At 60.8% G+C, this 20953-nt stretch carries 21 protein-coding genes; all 21 read right to left on the bottom strand.

All coding sequences use genetic code 11. From position 1 onward, the window contains the following. Positions 1-6: 6 nt before the first annotated feature. On the bottom strand, positions 7-747 hold the full coding sequence (locus LOY70_RS08325) for a flagellar motor protein (RefSeq protein ID WP_063322393.1): 741 nt from the start codon (positions 745-747) through the stop codon (positions 7-9). After that, complete coding sequence (locus LOY70_RS08320) at positions 747-1874, bottom strand: protein-glutamate methylesterase/protein-glutamine glutaminase (protein WP_265035393.1); 1128 nt, start codon at positions 1872-1874, stop codon at positions 747-749. The genes LOY70_RS08325 and LOY70_RS08320 overlap by 1 nt, the downstream gene beginning before the upstream one ends. 48 nt (positions 1875-1922) lie before the next feature. Then, positions 1923-4199, bottom strand: a complete 2277-nt coding sequence (locus tag LOY70_RS08315) for a chemotaxis protein CheA (RefSeq protein WP_265035391.1) — start codon at positions 4197-4199, stop codon at positions 1923-1925. Between the two features lie 30 nt (positions 4200-4229). Then, positions 4230-5015, bottom strand: a complete 786-nt coding sequence (locus LOY70_RS08310; RefSeq protein WP_265035389.1) for a protein phosphatase CheZ — start codon at positions 5013-5015, stop codon at positions 4230-4232. Between the two features lie 18 nt (positions 5016-5033). Continuing rightward, positions 5034-5405, bottom strand: coding sequence for a chemotaxis response regulator CheY (locus LOY70_RS08305; protein WP_003183998.1), 372 nt, complete (start codon positions 5403-5405; stop codon positions 5034-5036). 166 nt (positions 5406-5571) lie between these two features. Then, positions 5572-6315, bottom strand: a complete 744-nt coding sequence (fliA, locus tag LOY70_RS08300) for an RNA polymerase sigma factor FliA (protein WP_014337177.1) — start codon at positions 6313-6315, stop codon at positions 5572-5574. Continuing rightward, on the bottom strand, positions 6312-7142 hold the full coding sequence (gene fleN, locus LOY70_RS08295; RefSeq protein WP_003184001.1) for a flagellar synthesis regulator FleN: 831 nt from the start codon (positions 7140-7142) through the stop codon (positions 6312-6314). Before fleN ends, fliA begins: the two co-directional genes overlap by 4 nt. Positions 7143-7258: 116 nt before the next feature. Beyond that, positions 7259-8608 (bottom strand): flagellar biosynthesis protein FlhF, encoded by a 1350-nt coding sequence (gene flhF / locus LOY70_RS08290; protein ID WP_265035385.1) that lies wholly within the window; start codon positions 8606-8608, stop codon positions 7259-7261. An 11-nt stretch (positions 8609-8619) separates the two neighbouring features. Next, a complete protein-coding gene (gene flhA / locus LOY70_RS08285; protein WP_123414802.1) occupies positions 8620-10749 on the bottom strand; it encodes a flagellar biosynthesis protein FlhA in 2130 nt (709 codons plus the stop codon). A 155-nt stretch (positions 10750-10904) separates the two neighbouring features. Beyond that, positions 10905-11585 (bottom strand): hypothetical protein, encoded by a 681-nt coding sequence (locus LOY70_RS08280; RefSeq protein ID WP_265035383.1) that lies wholly within the window; start codon positions 11583-11585, stop codon positions 10905-10907. 183 nt (positions 11586-11768) lie between these two features. Further along, a complete protein-coding gene (gene flhB / locus LOY70_RS08275; RefSeq protein ID WP_265035381.1) occupies positions 11769-12905 on the bottom strand; it encodes a flagellar biosynthesis protein FlhB in 1137 nt (378 codons plus the stop codon). A 3-nt stretch (positions 12906-12908) separates the two neighbouring features. Further along, the gene (gene fliR, locus LOY70_RS08270) at positions 12909-13685 is read right to left on the bottom strand and encodes a flagellar biosynthetic protein FliR (RefSeq protein WP_413776641.1); all 777 of its coding nucleotides are present in this window, start codon (positions 13683-13685) and stop codon (positions 12909-12911) included. 10 nt (positions 13686-13695) lie between these two features. Continuing rightward, entirely contained in the window at positions 13696-13965 is a 270-nt protein-coding gene (gene fliQ / locus LOY70_RS08265) for a flagellar biosynthesis protein FliQ (protein ID WP_025212510.1), read from the bottom strand. Positions 13966-13986: 21 nt separating this feature from the next. After that, positions 13987-14736, bottom strand: coding sequence for a flagellar type III secretion system pore protein FliP (gene fliP / locus LOY70_RS08260; protein WP_025212509.1), 750 nt, complete (start codon positions 14734-14736; stop codon positions 13987-13989). Beyond that, on the bottom strand, positions 14736-15176 hold the full coding sequence (gene fliO / locus LOY70_RS08255; RefSeq protein WP_123342163.1) for a flagellar biosynthetic protein FliO: 441 nt from the start codon (positions 15174-15176) through the stop codon (positions 14736-14738). Before fliO ends, fliP begins: the two co-directional genes overlap by 1 nt. Then, positions 15177-15635: a flagellar motor switch protein FliN gene (gene fliN / locus LOY70_RS08250; protein ID WP_003199107.1), complete on the bottom strand. Its 459-nt coding sequence runs from the start codon at positions 15633-15635 to the stop codon at positions 15177-15179. A gap of 70 nt (positions 15636-15705) precedes the next feature. Then, positions 15706-16674, bottom strand: coding sequence for a flagellar motor switch protein FliM (gene fliM, locus LOY70_RS08245; RefSeq protein ID WP_003184019.1), 969 nt, complete (start codon positions 16672-16674; stop codon positions 15706-15708). Positions 16675-16683: 9 nt separating this feature from the next. After that, positions 16684-17187, bottom strand: a complete 504-nt coding sequence (fliL, locus tag LOY70_RS08240) for a flagellar basal body-associated protein FliL (RefSeq protein WP_123414642.1) — start codon at positions 17185-17187, stop codon at positions 16684-16686. A gap of 230 nt (positions 17188-17417) precedes the next feature. After that, positions 17418-18782, bottom strand: a complete 1365-nt coding sequence (locus tag LOY70_RS08235; protein ID WP_265035369.1) for a flagellar hook-length control protein FliK — start codon at positions 18780-18782, stop codon at positions 17418-17420. A gap of 85 nt (positions 18783-18867) precedes the next feature. Further along, positions 18868-19212, bottom strand: coding sequence for an Hpt domain-containing protein (locus LOY70_RS08230; protein WP_123414644.1), 345 nt, complete (start codon positions 19210-19212; stop codon positions 18868-18870). A 30-nt stretch (positions 19213-19242) separates the two neighbouring features. Then, complete coding sequence (locus tag LOY70_RS08225; protein WP_265035366.1) at positions 19243-20949, bottom strand: SpoIIE family protein phosphatase; 1707 nt, start codon at positions 20947-20949, stop codon at positions 19243-19245. Between the last annotated feature and the right edge of the window lie 4 nt (positions 20950-20953).

Raw genomic sequence — 20953 nt, 5'->3', positions numbered from 1 at the left:
CCTCCATCAGTCCATGAAGCCCTGGAGCTTCAACTCAATGGAACGCGGGTTTTCCCCTTCGGCGATCGACAGGATCCCTTCCAGCAGCATTTCGCGATAACGCGACTGACGCAAGGCGATAGACTTGAGCTTGGCGGCGATCGGCAGCAGCACCAGGTTGGCACTGGCCACGCCATAGATCGTCGCGACGAAGGCCACGGCGATACCGCTGCCCAACTGCGACGGATCGGCCAGGTTGCCCATCACATGGATCAGGCCCATCACCGCACCGATGATGCCGATGGTTGGCGCGTAGCCACCCATGCTTTCGAAGACTTTGGCCGCTTCGATGTCGCGGCTTTCCTGGGTGTAGAAATCCACTTCCAGGATGCTGCGGATGGCTTCTGGCTCGGCACCGTCCACCAGCAATTGCAGGCCCTTGCGCGAGTAGCTATCGGGTTCGGCATCGGCCACCCCTTCCAGCCCCAGCAAGCCTTCCTTGCGCGCGGTCAGGCTCCAGTTCACCACCCGATCGATACCGCCGGCCAAGTCCACGCGAGGCGGGAACAGAATCCAGATCAGCACTTGCATGGCGCGCTTGAACGCACTCATGGGCGACTGCAACAACGCGGCGCCGATGGTGCCACCCAGCACGATCAATGCCGCGGGACCGTTGGCCAATGCCCCCAGATGACCGCCTTCCAGATAATTACCGCCAATGATGGCGACGAACGCCATGACGATGCCGATCAGGCTGAGCACATCCATTACAGGCACGCCTCGACCAGGTGTCTACCAATGTCGTCCAAGCCGTACACCGCGTCGGCGAGGTCCGCTTTCACGATGGCCATCGGCATGCCGTAGATCACGCAGCTGGCTTCGTCCTGAGCCCAGATTGCACTGCCGCCCTGCTTGAGCAGCCGCGCGCCTTCGCGACCGTCAGCGCCCATGCCGGTGAGCACCACCGCCAGAACTTTGTCACCATAGGACTTGGCTGCGGAGCCGAAGGTAATGTCCACGCAAGGCTTGTAGTTCAAACGCTCGTCGCCCGGCAGGATTTTCACCGCGCCGCGACCATCGATCATCATTTGCTTGCCGCCCGGCGCCAGCAAGGCCAAGCCCGGACGCAGGATGTCGCCATCCTCGGCTTCCTTGACGCTGATGTTGCACAGCTTGTCCAGACGCTCGGCGAAGGCCTTGGTGAAGGCGGCGGGCATGTGCTGGATCAACACGATGGGAGCCGGGAAGTTGGCCGGCAACTGTGTGAGGACCCGTTGCAGCGCCACCGGGCCACCGGTAGACGTACCAATGGCGACCAGCTTGTAGGCTTTGCGCTTGGGAGCCGGCGAAGATGTGCTGGTGGACACTGGACGAGCGGGTGCCGGGGCCGGAGCACTGCGCACCGGGGCCGGATTGAAACCGCCCGACGCAGCCGGGGCTGGCGCAGGGCTGGGCGCAGGAGCCGGCGCAGGCGCGCTGTAGGCACCGACACGCCGGTTGCTGCGGGAAATGCTGTGGACCTTCTCGCACAGCAACTGCCGAACCTTGTCGGGGTTGCGCGAAATGTCCTCGAAATTCTTCGGCAGGAAATCCACCGCCCCGGCGTCCAGCGCATCGAGGGTCACCCGGGCGCCTTCATGGGTCAGGGACGAGAACATCAATACGGGGGTCGGACAGCGCTGCATGATATGCCGCACGGCCGTGATGCCATCCATCATCGGCATCTCGTAGTCCATGGTGATCACATCTGGCTTGAGCGCCAGCGCCTGATCGATTGCCTCTTTGCCGTTGGTCGCCGTACCGACGACTTGAATACTCGTGTCCGCCGAAAGAATTTCCGAGACGCGGCGGCGAAAAAACCCCGAATCGTCCACCACCAGGACTTTAACTACCATAAACACTCCGTTAGACGAGGCGCGGCCCTGGGCCACGCCCCTCCAGAATCAAATACGCCGAGCGGCGTAACGCTTGAGCATGCTTGGCACATCGAGAATCAACGCGATGCGGCCGTCGCCGGTGATGGTGGCGCCGGACATGCCCGGGGTGCCCTGGAGCATCTTGCCCAACGGCTTGATGACCACTTCTTCCTGGCCCACCAACTGGTCGACGACGAAGCCGATCCGCTGGGTGCCCACCGAAAGGATCACCACGTGGCCTTCGCCCTGCTCCACATGAGCCGCGGAGCTGACCAGCCAGCGCTTGAGGTAGAACAGCGGCAGTGCCTTGTCCCGTACGATCACCACTTCCTGGCCGTCCACCACGTTGGTGCGCGACAGGTCGAGGTGGAAGATCTCGTTGACGTTGACCAGTGGGAAAGCGAACGCCTGGTTGCCCAGCATCACCATCAGGGTCGGCATGATCGCCAGGGTCAGCGGGACCTTGATGACGATCTTCGAGCCCTGGCCCTTGGTCGAGTAAATGTTGATCGAACCGTTGAGTTGGGAAATCTTGGTTTTCACCACGTCCATGCCCACGCCACGGCCCGACACGTCGGAAATCTCGGTCTTGGTCGAGAAGCCCGGCGCGAAGATCAGGTTGTAGCACTCGGTGTCGCTCAGGCGGTCGGCGGCATCCTTGTCCATCACACCGCGTTTCACCGCGATGGAACGCAGTACGTTCGGGTCCATGCCTTTGCCGTCGTCGGAGATCGACAGCAGGATGTGGTCGCCTTCCTGCTCGGCGGCCAGTATCACCTTGCCGCTACGCACCTTGCCCGACGCTTCGCGTTCTTCCGGCGACTCGATGCCGTGGTCGACCGCGTTGCGCACCAAGTGGACCAGCGGGTCGGCCAGGGCCTCGACAAGGTTCTTGTCCAGGTCGGTTTCTTCGCCCACCAGTTCCAGGTTGATTTCTTTCTTGAGCTGGCGAGCCAGGTCACGAACCAGGCGCGGGAAGCGCCCGAAGACTTTCTTGATCGGCTGCATCCGGGTCTTCATGACCGCCGTCTGCAGATCGGCCGTGACCACGTCGAGGTTCGACACAGCCTTGGACATCGCTTCGTCCTGGCTGTTGAGGCCCAGGCGCACCAGACGGTTACGCACCAGCACCAGTTCGCCGACCATGTTCATGATCTCGTCCAGGCGCGCAGTGTCGACCCGAACGGTGGTCTCGGCTTCGCTGGCGGGTTTTTCCGCGGGTGGAGCCGCCGGAGCCCGGGCGGCTGCAGGGGCAGCGGCCGGAGCAGGCTTGGACGTTTCGGTCTTGGGTGTCTCGGCCTTGGGCTCAGGAGCCTTGGCAGCGGGTTTGGGCGCAGCAGCCTTGGCCGTCGGCGCGGCAGCCGCGCCAGCAGGCGCTGCGGCAGCCGTACCGACTTCAGTGAACTTGCCTTTGCCATGCAGTTCGTCGAGCAGCGATTCGAATTCGTGGTCGCTGATCAGGTCACTGCCAGCCGCGGCGGCGGTAGGCTTGGCCGGTTTCGGCGCGGAAGCAATCGCCGAATCCAGCGCGTCAACGGCAAACGTGCCCTTGCCGTGCAACTGATCGAGCAAGGCTTCGAATTCGTCGTCGGTGATGTCGGAGTTGTCGCCCGCCGCTTTCGGGGCGGCCGGGGCCGCCGCTGGGACGGCTGCATCGGGAGCGAACTGGCCTTTGCCATGGAGCTGGTCGAGCAACGACTCGAACTCGTCGTCGGTGATTTCATCACTGGCGGCAGCAGTCACATTGGCGGGCGCAGCAGGGGCTACCGACGCTGTCGGGGCCTCGGCCTGGGCCTTGACGGCGTTCAGCGAGTCCAGCAACTGTTCAAATTCGTTATCGGTGATGTCGCCCGATTCCTCGGCGACCGGTTCTTCAACGGCGGCCTCGACAGCCGGAGCGGGTTCGTCCGCCGATTGCGGCTCCGCCAGGCGTGCCAGCGCAGCGAGCAACTCAGGCGTGGCCGCGGTGATCGGCGAGCGCTCACGCACTTCGCTGAACATGCTATTGACCGCATCCAGCGCTTCAAGCACCACGTCCATCAGTTCCGAATCAACGCGGCGTTCACCCTTGCGCAGGATGTCAAACACGTTCTCGGCAATGTGGCAGCACTCCACCAGCTCATTGAGCTGGAGGAAGCCGGCGCCTCCTTTTACAGTGTGGAAACCGCGAAAAATTGCATTGAGCAAGTCCGCATCATCCGGTCGGCTTTCCAGCTCGACCAGTTGTTCAGACAGTTGCTCTAGAATCTCGCCGGCCTCAACCAGGAAATCCTGAAGGATCTCTTCATCGGCGCCGAAGCTCATTAATGGCTGCTCCTAAAACAGGGCTAAAACTCAGAATCCAAGGCTGGACAGCAAATCGTCCACATCGTCCTGACCGGACATAACGTCTTCTCTTTTATCGGCATGAATCTGCGGACCTTCACCCTGAGAGAGATGTTTTTGTGGATCTTTTTCAGCAAGGATCGCTTCACGGTCGTGTTCGATGCCTGCAAAGCGGTCGACCTGGCTGGCCATCAACACCAGTTTGAGCAGATTACTTTCGACTTCGGTGACCAATTGGGTCACGCGCTTGATCACCTGACCGGTCAGGTCTTGATAGTCCTGAGCCAGCAGAATGTCGTTGAGATTGCTTGCCACCGCGCGGCTATCGGCGCTGCTACGCGTCAGGAAACCGTCGACCCGCCGGGCCAGGTCCCGAAACTCCTCAGCGCCGACTTCGCGCCGCATGAACCGACCCCAGTCGGTGCTCAAGGCCTGGGCTTCCTCGCTCAGGCCATTGACCAGCGGCGTTGCGCTTTCCACCAGGTCCATGGTGCGGTTCGCTGCGGCCTCGGTCAGCTTGACCACATAACCCAGACGCTCGGTGGCGTCGGTGATCTGCGAGACTTCCTCGGCCTGGGGCATGTTCGGGTCGATCTGGAAATTGACAATGGCGCTGTGCAATTCACGCGTGAGCTTGCCCACTTCCTGATACAGACCCCGGTCACGGGTCTGGTTGAGCTCATGGATCATTTGAACCGCATCGCCAAAACGACCTTTTTCAAGGCTGTCGACCAGTTCGCGGGCATGTTTTTTCAGGGTCGATTCAAAATCGCCCATTGAAGATTCGTTATCCATAGCTCCCCCGTGGCGCGGTTAACCGATGCGTTCGAAGATTTTCTCGATCTTCTCTTTCAACGCCTGGGCCGTGAAGGGTTTGACCACATAGCCGTTTACACCGGCCTGAGCCGCTTCGATGATCTGCTCGCGCTTGGCTTCGGCAGTCACCATCAGCACGGGAAGGTGCTTGAGTTTTTCGTCGGCGCGCACATGGCGCAGCAAGTCGATACCGGTCATGCCGGGCATGTTCCAGTCAGTCACCAGAAAGTCGATGCTCCCGCTGTTGAGGACCGGAATGGCAGTGGTGCCATCGTCGGCCTCGACCGTGTTGGTGAACCCAAGGTCACGCAACAGGTTTTTTATGATCCGCCGCATCGTTGAGAAGTCATCAACGATGAGGATTTTCATGTTCTTGTCCAATTCGACCTCCAAGCAGTCTTAAACGCGTCCAGCACCTGAACGCGCCATTTCAATCAATCCGGCACAACACTCGACAACGGTCTGGAGCCCCGCGAATGGAGACTGGCGCAGTGCTTGCCAGACCAACCTCGTTCGCAGTGTCCCCACACTGCAGTCAGCGCGCTCGCCACTCCCCCAAACGCCCCCGCAAACGGGCCGCGCACTGGCTGTGTAACTGGCTGACCCGCGATTCGCTGACCCCCAGGACCTCACCGATTTCCTTGAGATTCAGCTCTTCGTCGTAGTACAACGCCAAGACCAGTCGCTCACGCTCCGGCAAATTGGCAATCGCATCCGCCAGCGCGCTCTGGAAACGCTCATCTTCCAGGTCACGCGACGGCTCCATGTGAGCACTCGCATTGTCCTCGTGCAGCCCTTCGTGTTCGCCGTCCTGCAACAGGTCGTCGAAACTGAACAGGCGGCTGCCCAAGGTATCGTTCAAAATCCCGTAATAATCATCGAGACTCAACTGGAGTTCGGCCGCAACCTCGTGATCTTTAGCGTCACGCCCGGTTTTAGCTTCAATAGCGCGAATCGCGTCACTGACCATACGGGTATTACGGTGCACCGAACGCGGTGCCCAATCGCCCTTGCGGACTTCATCGAGCATCGCCCCACGGATGCGAATACCGGCATACGTCTCGAAACTGGCGCCCTTGCTCGCATCGTATTTATTCGATACTTCGAGCAGGCCGATCATGCCCGCCTGGATCAAGTCCTCGACCTGGACACTGGCCGGCAACCGCGCCAACAAGTGATAGGCGATACGCTTGACCAGTGGCGCATAACGCTCAATCAGTTCGTATTGGGCGTCCCGTGCCGATTTTTTGTAGAGATGGTTGTAACCGCTGGCAGTCATAGCACGGGCCCTGCTGTTTGTTGCACAAGACGCTCGACGAAAAATTCCAGATGCCCGCGAGGGTTGGCCGGCAGTGGCCAGGTGTCGACCTTCTGGGCGATCGCCTTGAACGCCAGCGCGCATTTGGAACGGGGAAAAGCTTCATAAACGGCACGTTGCTTCTGGACGGCCTTGCGTACGCTTTCGTCGTACGGCACGGCGCCGACGTATTGTAGGGCGACGTCCAGGAAGCGATCGGTGACCTTGGTCAACTTGGCGAACAGGTTGCGCCCTTCCTGCGGGCTCTGGGCCATGTTGGCCAGGACGCGGAAGCGGTTCATGCCGTAGTCACGGTTCAATAACTTGATCAGGGCGTAGGCGTCGGTGATGGACGTCGGTTCGTCGCAGACCACCAGCAGTACTTCCTGGGCGGCGCGGACGAAACTGACGACCGAGTCACCGATACCGGCTGCGGTGTCGATCACCAGCACATCGAGGTTGTCACCGATGTCGCTGAAGGCCTGGATCAGGCCCGCGTGCTGGGCCGGGGTCAGATGAACCATGCTCTGGGTGCCAGAGGCCGCCGGCACGATGCGAATACCGCCTGGCCCCTGCAGCAGCACGTCGCGCAGTTCGCAGCGACCTTCGATGACGTCCGCCAGCGTGCGCTTGGGGGTGAGCCCCAGCAGCACATCGACGTTCGCCAGGCCCAGGTCGGCGTCCAGCAGCATGACCCGTCGGCCAAGCTCTGCCAGAGCCAGGGACAAGTTCACTGACACGTTAGTCTTCCCGACGCCACCTTTGCCGCCGGTCACCGCGATCACCTGTACGGGATGCATGCTGCCCATGTTCGTTCTTTACCTTGTCTTACTTAGACGGAGGCCACATTACTGGCTGCGCGTTCCCATTCGGAACAATGCATGGCAGACCATCGATGTAGGTACAAAAAATATTCATGATTACCTCAGCCGACCTGTTTGGTCGGGCTGTGGTAGATGTCAGCGAACATGTCAGCCATGGCTTCCTCGCTGGGTTCTTCCTGCATTTGCACACTCACGGCACGACTGACCAGTTGATGACGGCGCGGCAGATGCAAATCATCCGGGATCCGCGGTCCGTCGGTCAGATAGGCCACCGGTAGTTCATGACCGATCGCCAGGCTCAACACCTCGCCCAGGCTTGCCGTTTCGTCCAGCTTAGTCAGGATGCAGCCGGCTAGCCCGCAGCGTTTGTAGCTGTGGTACGCGGCGGTTAGAACCTGCTTTTGGCTGGTGGTTGCCAACACGAGATAATTTTTTGACCGAATGCCGCGCCCGGCCAGGCTTTCGAGCTGCATGCGCAGGGCCGGATCGCTGGCTTGCAGGCCGGCGGTATCGATCAGCACGACGCGTTTGCGCAGCAGTGGTTCCAGTGCCTGGGCCAGGGACTGGCCCGGATCCACATGGGTCACCGACACATTGAGGATCCGGCCCAAGGTCTTGAGTTGTTCCTGAGCGCCGATGCGGAAACTGTCCATGCTCACCAGGGCAATGCTCTGGGCACCGTACTTGAGTACATAACGGGCGGCGAGCTTGGCCAGGGTGGTGGTCTTGCCCATGCCGGCAGGGCCGACCATCGCAATCACTCCACCCTCTTCCAGCGGTTCGACTTCCGGTGTAGCAATCATCCGCGCCAGGTGCGCCAGCAACATGCGCCAGGCCTGGCGAGGTTCTTCGATACCGTTGATCAGCGCCAGCAGGTCCCGGGACAACGGGCCGGACAGGCCAATGCGTTGCAGGCGACGCCACAGGTTGGCCTGGGCTGGACGGCTGCCTTGCAGCTGGTTCCAGGCCAGGGAGCCAAGCTGGACTTCCATCAGTTCACGCAGGCTGTTGAGTTCAAAGCGCATCGAGTCCAAGGCACGCGGGTCGATACCCGCGCCTGGCGCGGCCGGAGCCGGTGCCGGACGACGTGGCTCGACCTGGGCCTGCTCGATCAGCGGCTCGGCGGCGGTCAACGGCAGGCCGGCCGTCAGCGGCTGACCGGCGAACAATTGACGATTGGTGCCCGCGCTGGCCTGGCCTTCGCTGCTGCGCAGGCTCAATTCGGCCTGGGCGCTGGCGATACGCGATTGGGTCTTGCGCAGCTCATCCTCGAGTTCCATGTTTGGAACGCGCGGGGCCAGCGCCGACAATTTGTAATCCAGGGCCGCCGTCAGCTCGACACCGCCAGCGATCCGGCGATTGCCAATAATGGCGGCTTCAGCGCCCAGCTCGTCACGAACCAGCTTCATGGCCTGACGCATATCGGCGGCGAAAAAACGCTTCACTTGCATAAACCACTACCTCAGCCGTTGGGCCCTACTGTCGCAACGATGGTCACTTGCTTGTTGTCCGGTATTTCCTGGTACGCCAGCACATGCAACCCCGGGACCGCGAGGCGACCGAATCGCGAGAGCATCGCGCGAATCGGGCCGGCCACCAGCAGGATCACCGGTTGGCCTTGCATCTCCTGCCGCTGGGCTGCATCGATCAGCGAACGCTGCAGCTTCTCAGCCATGCTTGGCTCCAGCAGAACACCCTCTTCCGAGCCTTGTCCTGCCTTCTGAAGACTATTGAGCAATATCTGTTCCAACCTTGGCTCCAGAGTGATCACAGGCAGCTCAGACTCAGTGCCTACAATGCTTTGGACGATTGCGCGGGATACGCCGACCCGAACCGCAGCCACCAGGGCGGCGGTATCTTGACTCTTGGACGCGTTGTTGGCGATGGCCTCGGCAATGCTGCGAATGTCGCGAACAGGCACCTGTTCGGCCAACAGCGCCTGCAACACCTTGAGCAATTGTGACAACGACACCACGCCCGGCACCAGCTCTTCCGCCAGCTTTGGCGAGCCTTTGGCCAGTACTTGCAGGAGTTGCTGGACTTCTTCGTGGCCGATCAGCTCGCTGGAGTGCTTGTACAGAATCTGGTTCAAGTGGGTCGCCACGACGGTGCTGGCGTCCACCACGGTGTAGCCGAGGGACTGAGCCTGGGCCCGCTGGCTGATTTCGATCCACACCGCTTCCAGGCCAAAAGCCGGATCCTTGGCGGTGATGCCGTTGAGCGAGCCGTAGACCTGCCCCGGGTTGATCGCCAGCTCGCGATCCGGGTAGATCTCGGCTTCGGCCAAGATCACGCCCATCAGCGTCAAGCGGTAGGCGCTCGGCGCCAGGTCGAGGTTGTCGCGGATATGCACGGTGGGCATCAGGAAGCCCAAGTCCTGGGACAATTTCTTGCGCACGCCCTTGATCCGCGCCAGCAATTGACCGCCCTGGTTGCGGTCGACCAATGGAATCAGGCGGTAACCGACTTCCAGGCCGATCATGTCGATGGGCGTCACGTCGTCCCAGCCCAGCTCCTTGGTTTCCATGGCGCGGGCTGGCGATGGCAGCAGTTCCTGCTGGCGCTTGACCTCTTGCAGGGCCTGGACCTTCTGCACGTTCTGCTTCTTCCAGAACAGGTAGGCGCCACCCGCCGCCAGGGCCGCCATGCTCAAGAAGGAAAAGTGTGGCATGCCAGGCACCAGGCCCATCACCGCCATCAGGCCGGCGGCAACCGCCAGGGCCTTGGGCGAGGCGAACATCTGCCGGCCGATCTGCTTGCCCATGTCTTCGGACCCCGAAGCGCGGGTCACCATGATCGCGGCGGCTGTGGATAACAACAGTGATGGCAATTGCGCCACCAAACCGTCACCGATGGTCAGCAAGGCGTAAACCTTGCCGGCGTCGCCGAAAGTCATGTTGTGTTGGAAGATACCGACGGCCATGCCGCCGATCAGGTTGATGAACAAAATCAGCAGGCCGGCGATGGCGTCACCGCGTACGAACTTGCTGGCGCCGTCCATGGAACCGTAGAACTCGGCTTCCTGGGCCACTTCCAGACGGCGCAGCTTGGCCTGGCCCTGGTCGATCAGGCCGGCGTTGAGGTCCGCGTCGATCGCCATTTGCTTGCCGGGCATCGCATCGAGGGTGAACCGCGCGCTCACCTCGGAGATTCGCCCGGCGCCCTTGGTCACCACGACGAAGTTGATGATCATCAAAATGGCGAAGACCACGATACCAACCACGTAGTTACCGCCGATCACCACCTCGCCGAAGGCCTGGATCACCTTACCAGCGGCGGCGTGACCTTCCTGGCCATGGAGCATGACCACCCGGGTCGATGCCACGTTCAGCGCCAGGCGCATCAATGTCGCCACCAGCAGAATGGTCGGGAACACCGCGAAATCCAGCGGCCGCAAGGCGTAGACGCATACCAGAAGCACCACGATCGACAGGGCGATGTTGAACGTGAAGAACACGTCCAGCAGGAACGGCGGCACCGGCAGCATCATCATGGCGAGCATGACCAGCAGCAAGATCGGCACACCCAGATTGCCCCGGCTGAGATCTGCTACGTTGCTGCGCGCGGTGCTGAGTAACTGAGAGCGATCCACCAATATTCCCCGTGCCTGTGAAGCAAACTTTTGACGCCCCGGACGGGCGCAGACGGGGTATTGCAAGAAGCCTTCCAACTTTTGTCGCGAGGGGAAAGACCTGCGACCGCAACGACGTCCAACACCGTCATTGTGGCCCCGACGTATTCACTCGATCACTGCGCCGTCAGAATCTGTTCCGGTTTAATAGGGCCAAAATCCAACGCCCGGCCTCTCAGGTAGCGGGTGCCCCTGAACATCTGGAGACCCTCGGCTTCAATAAGGTCCTCATTGGCATACATAAGCACCGCCACGGTGGACGGTGCCTTGATATCAGACGACGGCCTCTCAGGCGAAGACCAATGGCCTTCCATCAGGTTGAGTGCCCATTGAAACTGAATGATTGGCAGATCGGCGATTTCGATCAATTGCTTGGGATCTTCCCATCGAAAATCAGTGCGTGCGTTTATCCGCAACCGCCCGTCGATGATCTGGAAAGCGGGTTTGCCATAGCGCTTTTCCAGCCCGCCACTTGACCAATCGTTCAGGTAATAGTCGGGATGACCAAAGACACGGAACAACGCTTCGTTACCGCCAATATTGCCGGCCGCGTCAGCGAAATAATTGTAGGAGATGTGATAGGCCAACCCATCCAACTCGGGCCGAATGGCATTGATGTCATGCTCCAGATACCCCGGGATATACCCATTCGCCATTTTCACGAAGCGCGTGAAATCGAGCGTCATGTCGAACGTAAACGAACAGCGGATGGCTCGTTCACCGCCATTTGCCTCGAGCATTCCCGAAACGAACTCCAACTTCATGCCTTCAAGTTTTTTGTATTCGCCCGCTGCCATGCTCACGCCCTCGATAGTTTGACTCCGCAATTGCCTCTCTCGCTGGCAGAAGCACCACGAGAAGGAAGGCTGGAGATGCCTCGAAGTCATTAGAGGGTCGGGGAGAACGACCGTCTACTGTCAGAACTAACAGGTGCATAGAATTTGCACGCCAAGCGCAATAATCCTACGGATTAGCCGACCTCAAGAATCCCGCCGCAAATCCGGTGGGATCGGCAAGTCCTTGAGCGGCTCGGGGCGCTTGCCCTTGCCCGCGCGGTGTTGGCGGATCTGGTAGACGTAGGCCAGCACCTGGGCCACGGCCAGGTACAGGCCTCCGGGGATTTCCTGGTCAAGCTCAGTGGAGTAGTAAATCGACCGCGCCAGGGCCGGGGATTCGAGCAGCATCACTTCATTGGCCACCGCGATTTCACGGATTTTCAACGCCAGGAAGTCACTGCCCTTGGCCAGCAATACCGGGGCGCTGCCTTTGTCGGGGTCATACTTGAGCGCCACGGCATAGTGGGTCGGGTTGGTAATGACCACATCGGCGTCGGGAATCGCCGCCATCATCCGCCGCTGGGACACCTCACGCTGCAACTGGCGAATCCGCTGCTTGACCTCCGGCTTACCCTCCTGATCCTTATACTCGTCGCGTATTTCCTGCTTGGTCATCATCAGCTTCTGCTTGCTCTGATACAGCTGGATCGGCACATCGATGGCGGCGATCAGGATCAGGCCGCAGGCCATCCACAACGTGCTCCAACCTACCAACTGCACGCTGTGGATAATGGCTTGTTCCAGCGGCTCATGGGCGATGCGCAGCAGGTCGTCGATGTCGGACTGCAACACGGTCAATGCAACGAACAGGACCAGCAGAAATTTCCCAAAAGCCTTGAGCAGCTCCATCAGCGCCGTGGTAGAAAACATACGCTTGAGGCCAGCGGCCGGATTCATCCGACTGAACTTGGGAGCCAGGCTACCGGCGGCAAACAACCAGCCGCCCAGGGAAATCGGACCAATAATGGCGGCGAACAGCAAGAAGATCAGTACCGGCTGCACCGCTAGAATCGCAATTTTGCCCGAGTGCAGCAGATACTGCCCCATAGTGCCCGGAGTGAGCAGCACCTCGCGGGGCAGAGAGAAGTTCAGCCGCATGATCTCCAGCAGGTCCAAGGCCAAGCCGCCACCATAAATCAGCAACCCGCCCGCCCCGGCCAGCATTACCGCCAGCGTATTGAGTTCCTTGGAACGGGCGATCTCACCCTTTTCCCGGGACTCCTTCTTGCGCTTCTCCGTGGGGTCTTCTGTCTTGTCCTGGCCACTCTCGCTCTCAGCCATGGTTCAGCGCGCCTGTGCCATGTCGCGTAACAGCTGCAAGGCCTGGGTGGCCAATGGCTGATACTGGTTGAGAATATCCCCCATGCTGACCCAGAAGATCACCATGCCCAGCACAAGGGTCAGCGGGAAACCGATGGAAAAAATGTTCAGTTGCGGCGCCGCCCGGGTCATCACGCCAAAGGCAATGTTCACCACCAGCAACGCGGTGATCGCAGGCAATACCAACACCATCGCCGCCCCCAGGACCCAACCGAGCTTGCCGGCGATCTCCCAGAAATGATTGACCAGCAACGCGCTGCCCACGGGCAAGGTGGTAAAGCTCTCGGTCAATACCTCGAATACCACCAGATGCCCGTTCATGGCGAGGAACAGCAGCGTCACCAGCATGGTCAGGAACTGACCGATCACCGCCGTCGTCACGCCATTGGTCGGATCGACCATGGATGCGAAGGCCATGCCCATCTGGATCGAAATGATTTGCCCGGCCACCACGAAAGCCTGGAAAAACAGCTGCAGCGAGAATCCCATCAAGACGCCAATGAGGATCTGCTCGGCCACCAGCATCAGCGCGCTGAGATCAAGGGCATTGACTGGCGGCATCGGCGGCAGCCCGGGCGCGATGACCACCGTGATCGCCAAGGCAAAATACAACCGCACGCGGGTGGGCACCAGGGTCGTGCCGAAGACCGGCATGCTCATCAGCACCGCAGTGACGCGAAACAGCGGCAGTATGAACGAAGCCACCCAGGTACTGATCTGGGTGTCCGTCAGCGCGAGCATCGACATACGGTCAGCCGATCAACTGCGGAATACTGCCGTACAGCTGCTGGATGTATTCCATGAAGGATTGCACCATCCAGGGACCGGCGACGATCAGGGTGACCAGCATCACCAGAAGGCGCGGCAGGAAGCTCAAGGTCTGCTCGTTGATCTGGGTCGCCGCCTGGAACATCGCCACCAGCAACCCCACCAGCAGACTGGGGATCACTAGGATGGCGACCATCATGGTGGTCAGCCAGAGCGCTTCACGGAACAGGTCTACCGCTACTTCAGGAGTCATATCGCCCTACCTGCAAAAGGTCTAAACACCGCCGAAACTGCCCGCCAGGGTACCGATGATCAGCGCCCAGCCATCCACCAGTACGAACAGCATGATCTTGAATGGCAGGGAAATGATCAGCGGCGACAGCATCATCATACCCATGGCCATCAGCACGCTGGCGACCACCAGGTCGATGATCAGGAACGGGATGAAAATCATGAAACCGATCTGGAACGCGGTTTTCAGCTCGGAGGTCACGAACGCCGGCACCAGGATCGTCAAGGGCGCCTGATCCGGACTGGCGATGTCGGTGCGCTTGGACAGGCGCATGAACAGTTCCAGATCGCTGCTGCGGGTCTGGGCCAGCATGAAATCCTTGATCGGCACTTCGGCCTTGGCCACGGCGTCCTGGGCGGTGAGTTTTTCCGCCAGATACGGTTGCAGTGCATCCTGGTTCACCCGGTCGAACACCGGGGCCATGATGAACATCGTCAGGAACAGTGCCATGCCGGTGAGGATCTGGTTCGACGGCGTCTGCTGCAGGCCCAAGGCTTGGCGCAGGATCGAAAAGACGATGATGATCCGGGTAAAACTGGTCATCAGCATGACGAACGCCGGAATGAAGCTCAGCGCCGTCATGATCAGCAGGATCTGCAGGCTGACCGAGTACTCCTGAGCCCCTTCGGCGTTGGTACCCAGGGTAATCGCCGGGATCGACAGCGGATCGGCGGCGAACGCCAACGGTGCAGCCAGCATCAGGGCCAACGCCAACAGAATGCGCAACGGCATTACTTTTTATCCTTCTGATCTTTACCCAGCAGCTCCATGAGACGCTGGGCAAATTCGGGAGTGGCCTGCTCGGCGGAGGGCACCTGCACCGGCTCCTTGAGGACGTGCAACGCCGTAATGGTGCCCGGGCTCAAGCCCAGCAAAATCTGCTCATTGCCGACCTGCACCAGCACCAGCCGGTCGCGCGGGCCAAGCGCGCGGGAACCGACGATGTCGATGACCTGCCCTTTGCCAGCCGGCCCCGCCTGCTGCACGCGCCGCAAGAGCCAGGCGAGAAAGAAGATCAAGCCCAGCACCAGCAACAGGCCAAGCACCAACTGCGCCAACTGCCCAGCCACGCCACTACTGCCCACTGCCGGCGCAGCGGCCGCCGTGGCAACCGGCTCGGCCGCCAGCACGCTGAACGGCAGCATCAAGGCTGCTGCGAAGAACCCTTTCACTCAGCGCAGCTTCTTGATGCGTTCGCTCGGGCTGATCACGTCCGTCAGGCGAATGCCGAACTTCTCGTTGACCACCACCACTTCGCCATGGGCGATCAACGTACCGTTGACCAATACGTCCAGTGGCTCACCCGCCAGGCGATCCAGCTCAATGACAGAACCCTGGTTGAGCTGCAGCAGGTTGCGAATATTGATGTCGGTGCTGCCCACTTCCATGGAAATCGACACCGGGATGTCAAGGATCACATCCAGGTTGGGGCCATCGAGCGTCACCGGTTCATGGCTCTTTGGCACGCTGCCGAACTCTTCCATCTGCAGGCGGCTGGACGCGTGAGCGCCGGTGTCGGCCGCCAGCAAGGCGTCGATGTCGGCTTGCCCGGCATCGCCGGTTTCTTCCAGGGCCGCAGCCCATTCGTCGGCCAGCGCCTGGTCATCCTGGGTATTCATATCGTCAGCCATCATGTGTCCTCGGCGGGCAAAAATCAGTTAAACGTTAAAACGCGTTAAAAACGTAGGCGTTCGACACCGCTCAGCGGCGTTCGATCGGCTCGATCACCTGCAACGCCAGGTTGCCTTTGTGAGAGCCCATCTTGACCTTGAAGGCCGGCACGCCGTTGGCGCGCATGATCATGTCTTCAGGCATTTCGACGGGGATGATGTCCCCCGGCTGCATGTGCAGGATGTCCCGCAGGCGCAGTTGGCGGCGGGCGACCGTCGCACCGATCGGCACGTCGACATCCAGCACGTCCTGGCGCAAGGCGTTGATCCAGCGCTCGTCCTGGTCGTCGAGGTCCGACTGGAAGCCGGCGTCGAGCATTTCGCGCACCGGCTCGATCATCGAGTACGGCATGGTCACGTGCAGGTCGCCGCCACCGCCGTCGAGTTCAATGTGAAAGGTCGAGACCACGATGGCTTCGCTCGGGCCGACGATGTTGGCCATGGCCGGGTTCACTTCCGAGTTGATGTACTCGAAGTTCACTTCCATGATCGCCTGCCAGGCCTCCTTCAGATCGACGAAGGCCTGCTCCAGCACCATGCGCACCACCCGCAGCTCGGTCGGGGTGAATTCACGCCCTTCGATCTTGGCGTGACGACCGTCACCGCCAAAGAAGTTGTCCACCAGCTTGAACACCAGCTTGGCGTCGAGGATGAACAGCGCCGTGCCGCGCAACGGCTTGATTTTCACCAGATTGAGGCTGGTGGGTACGTACAGCGAGTGCACGTACTCACCGAACTTCATCACCTGCACGCCACCGACGGCCACATCGGCCGAGCGGCGCAGCATGTTGAACATGCTGATACGGGTGTACCGGGCGAAACGCTCGTTGATCATTTCCAGGGTCGGCATCCGTCCGCGAACGATGCGATCCTGGCTGGTCAGGTCGTAGCTTTTGACGCTGCCCGGTTCAGCAGCGTTTTCGGTCTGCACCAGGCCATCGTCGACACCATGCAAGAGCGCGTCGATTTCGTCCTGGGACAACAGGTCCTGCACGGCCATGTCCTGCTCCTACTGCAATACGAAGTTAGTGAAGAGCAACTGTTCGATCACCACTTTGCCGAGCTCTTTCTGAGCCACCTCCTGCACGCTGGCAGTGGCTTTCTGACGCAGCATTTCCTGGCCCACCGGAGTGGCCAGGGTGTCGAAGTTCTGTCCGGAAAACAGCATGACCAGATTGTTGCGGATCAGCGGCATGTGCACCCGCAACGCTTCCAGGTCAGCCTGGTTGCGGCCCAGCAGGGTAATGCTCACCTGCATGTAGCGTTGGCGGCCGTTCTGGGTGTAGTTGGCCACAAAGGCCGGCGCCATGGGTTCGAAAACCGCCGGCTGCTTACCCACCGGCGCGGCTTCGACCGCTGCCGCAGGCTTGCTTTGAGCGCTGTGCATGAAATACCAGGTCGCCCCCACCGACACACCGATCGCCAGGAGCAAACCCACCACGATCATGATGATCAGCTTGAGTTTGCCTTTGGTTGCAGGGTCTTTTACAGCTGCTGCTTCACTCTTCGCCATGCCAATAATCCGTCACTAATCGGGGTTTTCACTGTTGCACGGCAAGGCTGGAGCAAGTGTTATGCCAGAAGTGTCCGAGAGCAGGATGGCGGGCGCGATGGGGTTTGCGACCGTACAAAAACACTGTGGGAGCGAGCTTGCTCGCGATAGCGTGGTATCAGTCACTGGCGTGTTGACTGAGCCGACGCTATCGCGAGCAAGCTCGCTCCCACAGGAGTTACAGCGCTGGATCAGGCGTAGTAATCGACCGCGCTGGAGCCAATGACGCTGGTGGTGGTAGCAGCCACTTCAGCGATGCTGGCCGGCAGGTGTTCATCCGCCGAATCCACCCGCCCACCACTCGACGTAACACGACCGGCCTGGGCCTGCTGCTGCGCTTGCTGATCCGGGTTCTGCGAGCCGCGAGACTGATCGGACACGCTGACGTCGACCTGGCCCATGCCCTGCTGGGCAAAACTGTCGCGCAGGCGATGCATCTGGCCTTCGAGGGCTTCGCGCACGCCAGGATGGGCGCTCATGAAGGTAACCTGGGTCTGCTGGTCCGGAACCATGTTCACCCGGATATCCAGGCGCCCGAGCTCGGCGGGTTGCAACTGGATATCGGCCGCCTTGAGATTGACGCTGGACAGATACATCACCCGGTTGACCACTTCTTCGGTCCAACCGCTCTGATTCATCGCGATAGGCTGGTTGACTGGCACCGCGTTGGCCGTTTTTGGTGTCGCAGCCTGGGTCAGCGCCGCCAGGCGGTTGGCGAAATCGTCCACGCGAGTGTCACTGGAAGCGGCGGTGAGGTCCTTGAGGCCGTCGCTGATCAAGCCGCTGAACGCTTTGTCGCCGCCCTGGCTGCCAGATTCGGTGCTGTTCTGATCGGCCTGCACAGTGAGCATGTTCGCCATGCCCGCGGCGAAGGTCTGGGCCGAAGTCGGTTCACCGTCGAGCGATGCCGCTGCGGCGGCGGTTTTGGACTGAGCCTGGCTGGAAGCGGAAACATGACCACCCTGCTCCATCGCCAACCGCAAGGCCGGCAATGCATCGAGCGGATCGGCTTGGGGGTCGAACGTCGGATCGACCACTGGGGCCGCAACCGGCGCGGGAGCAACCGGGCCCGACACCGCAACGGTGACTTGAAGCTCAGTAGTGGCCACCACCGGCGCAGGTTCCGGCTCAACGGTAGCGACTGGCGCAACCACGCCCGGGAGCAACGCGGGATCAAGTGTCGGATCGACAGGGACAGCCTCCGCTACCGGAGTTTCAGCCTTGTCGCCGCTGTCATCGCTGGCAGCCTGGTCGTCGGTAGTGGCCGGCTTGTCAGCGGGCAAGGGTTTGCCGCTATCGGCAACCGTCGGTTCCGGGGCGGCAGCGGTTTCGTTGCCGGCGTCCTTTTTGACGGTGTTGTCGGAAGACTTGTCGCGAACCTGTTTCACCGCAGGCTCCGGGGCCGCCGATGATTTGGCGGGGGCCTGCTGGGCGAAGACCTGGGCGAAGTTGGAGGCTTTATCCCCGCGCTCCGGGGTGACTGCCGGTGAATTGACAGTCGCCTGGGGCTTGGCCTGGGCATTGGCCTGGAGCAGTGTATTGGGCATGACGGGCATAAAAAGATCTCCGCTGCACTGGAATCATAGGTACAGGTGGAGAGGACAATGCAAGGGACGGGCCAATGTCTACGACGCTCAGCTCTCAGCAGTGAAAGCCTTCGCGCTCTTCCCTGCAAAGGTTTCGAACATGGGCAAACTCGCTGTCGATTTCGCTGACCAATTTCTCGATACCGCCCAATGACGGCTGCTTGGCGCGCTGTTCCAACTCTGCGCACAGCTCGGCCAGGCGGATGGCGCCCATATTACTGCTGCTGCCTTTGAAGCTGTGGGCCGTGGCGCCCAGCTTTTCAGCGTCCCGGGCTTCATGCAGCACCCGCAGGCGGGCTTCGGAATCGTTGAGGAACGTATCCAGCAACTCCAGATACCCATCCTCCATGACTTCCTTCAATGTGCTGAGCACATCGCGGTCCAGATGAATCTCACTCACTTGTTCGCTCCCTGATCAAGAATGGCCCGATTATGCCAGAGCCTCCCAGAAAAACTCCACGCGTGCACTACGACCATCGTCGGACCAACAGGCCTGATGGCTCAACTGGCGTACCAGACTCACGCCGCGTCCCGACAACCGATCACTGTCCAAGGGCCGCGCCAGCACCCGGGCCACATCGAAACCCTGGCCGCTGTCTTCCACCTCGACGACCAGGCGCCCACCGTCGCCGAGGGGCGTGACGTGCAAATGCACCCGCACGTGACCATCATTCAGCTCATCCAGGCGCGCATTGCGCTCCCTGTAGTACTGGGCAAAACCCGACGCGTCATGCTTGAGGCTCGAATCGAGCCCCAGCACCCCATGCTCCAGCGCATTGGAATAGAGTTCGGACATTACGCTGTACAGGGCACCACTCTGGGCTCTGAGCCCATGAACCTCAAGCAGCAACTGCAGCAGGTACGGCATGGGGTTGAACCGCTTGAGGGTCTGCGCTCGAAACTCGAAGCTCACCGACCAGTCCAGCGGGCTGGATTGCCCGCTATCGGAATAGACCGGCGGCGGCGGGTTGAGTTGCCCTGGGGCGACCAGACGCACCTCCACCATACTGAAGTCGTCCCGAGCCTCACCGCGAAAATCTCGGAGCGCTTGCTGAATATCTTCGAAAAGACGGTCAGGCTCACGATTGGCCGCGAACACCTGCTGCAACCCCTCCACGCCAAACGGCTGGTCGTGGTCGTCACTGGTCTCAATCACACCGTCGGACAACAGGAATACCCGGTCCCCCAGTGCCATCGGGTGCACTTCAGTGCGGTCATCGAACAACTGCGGCTTGAGCACGCCCAGCGGCAGGTGCCGCGCCGGCAATGGCGTACGCACGCCCGTGAGGCTGTCATGCAGGTAACCATCGGGCATGCCGCCGTTCCAGACCTCCACCGTGCAACGCTCGAAGCTCAGGCACAGCAGCGTCGCGCAACAGAACATATCCACCGGCAGGATGCGTTTGAGCTTGGCATTCATCTCCCGCAGGATCTGCGCCAGGCCGTAGCCTTTGGCGGTCATCCCGTAGAACACCTCCGCCAGCGGCATCGCGCCGACCGCCGCCGGCAGGCCGTGGCCGGTGAAATCCCCCAAAAGGATGTGCATGTCGCCGGCCGGGTTGAACGCGGCCAGCAGCAAATCGCCGTTGAACAGGGCATAGGGTGATTGCAAGTAACGGATGTTCGGCGCGCTCAGGCAGCCGGAATGGGCGATTTTGTCGAACACGGCCTTGGCGACCCGCTGCTCGTTGAGCAGGTAATCATGGTGCCGGGCGATCTGGTCACGCTGCTCCACGACGGTGGCTTGCAATCGACGCAAGCGGTCCATGGCCTTGATCTTGGCGGCCAGGATCACTTGGTTATAGGGTTTGGCCAGGAAATCGTCACCGCCGGCCTCCAGGCAACGGGCCAAGGCTTCGCTTTCGGTCAATGACGTGAGGAAAATGATCGGGACCAACTGGTCCCCGGCCAACTGCTTGATCTTTTGCGCGGCCTCGAAGCCATCCATCACCGGCATCATCGCATCCATCAACACCAGGTGCGGGCGCTGCTCCAGATAGACTTCGACCGCCTCGGCGCCATCGGCCGCCGTGAGCACGTGATGGCCCTGGCGGCGGACAATAGTCGACAACAGCAGTCGGTCAGCGGCACTGTCTTCGGCAATCAGGACCGTCAGCGGTTCCGACGACGATTGCATGGTG

This window comes from Pseudomonas sp. B21-054, assembly GCF_026016345.1.
Classification (GTDB): domain Bacteria; phylum Pseudomonadota; class Gammaproteobacteria; order Pseudomonadales; family Pseudomonadaceae; genus Aquipseudomonas.
This window is presented reverse-complemented; position numbering and strand designations above follow the sequence as displayed.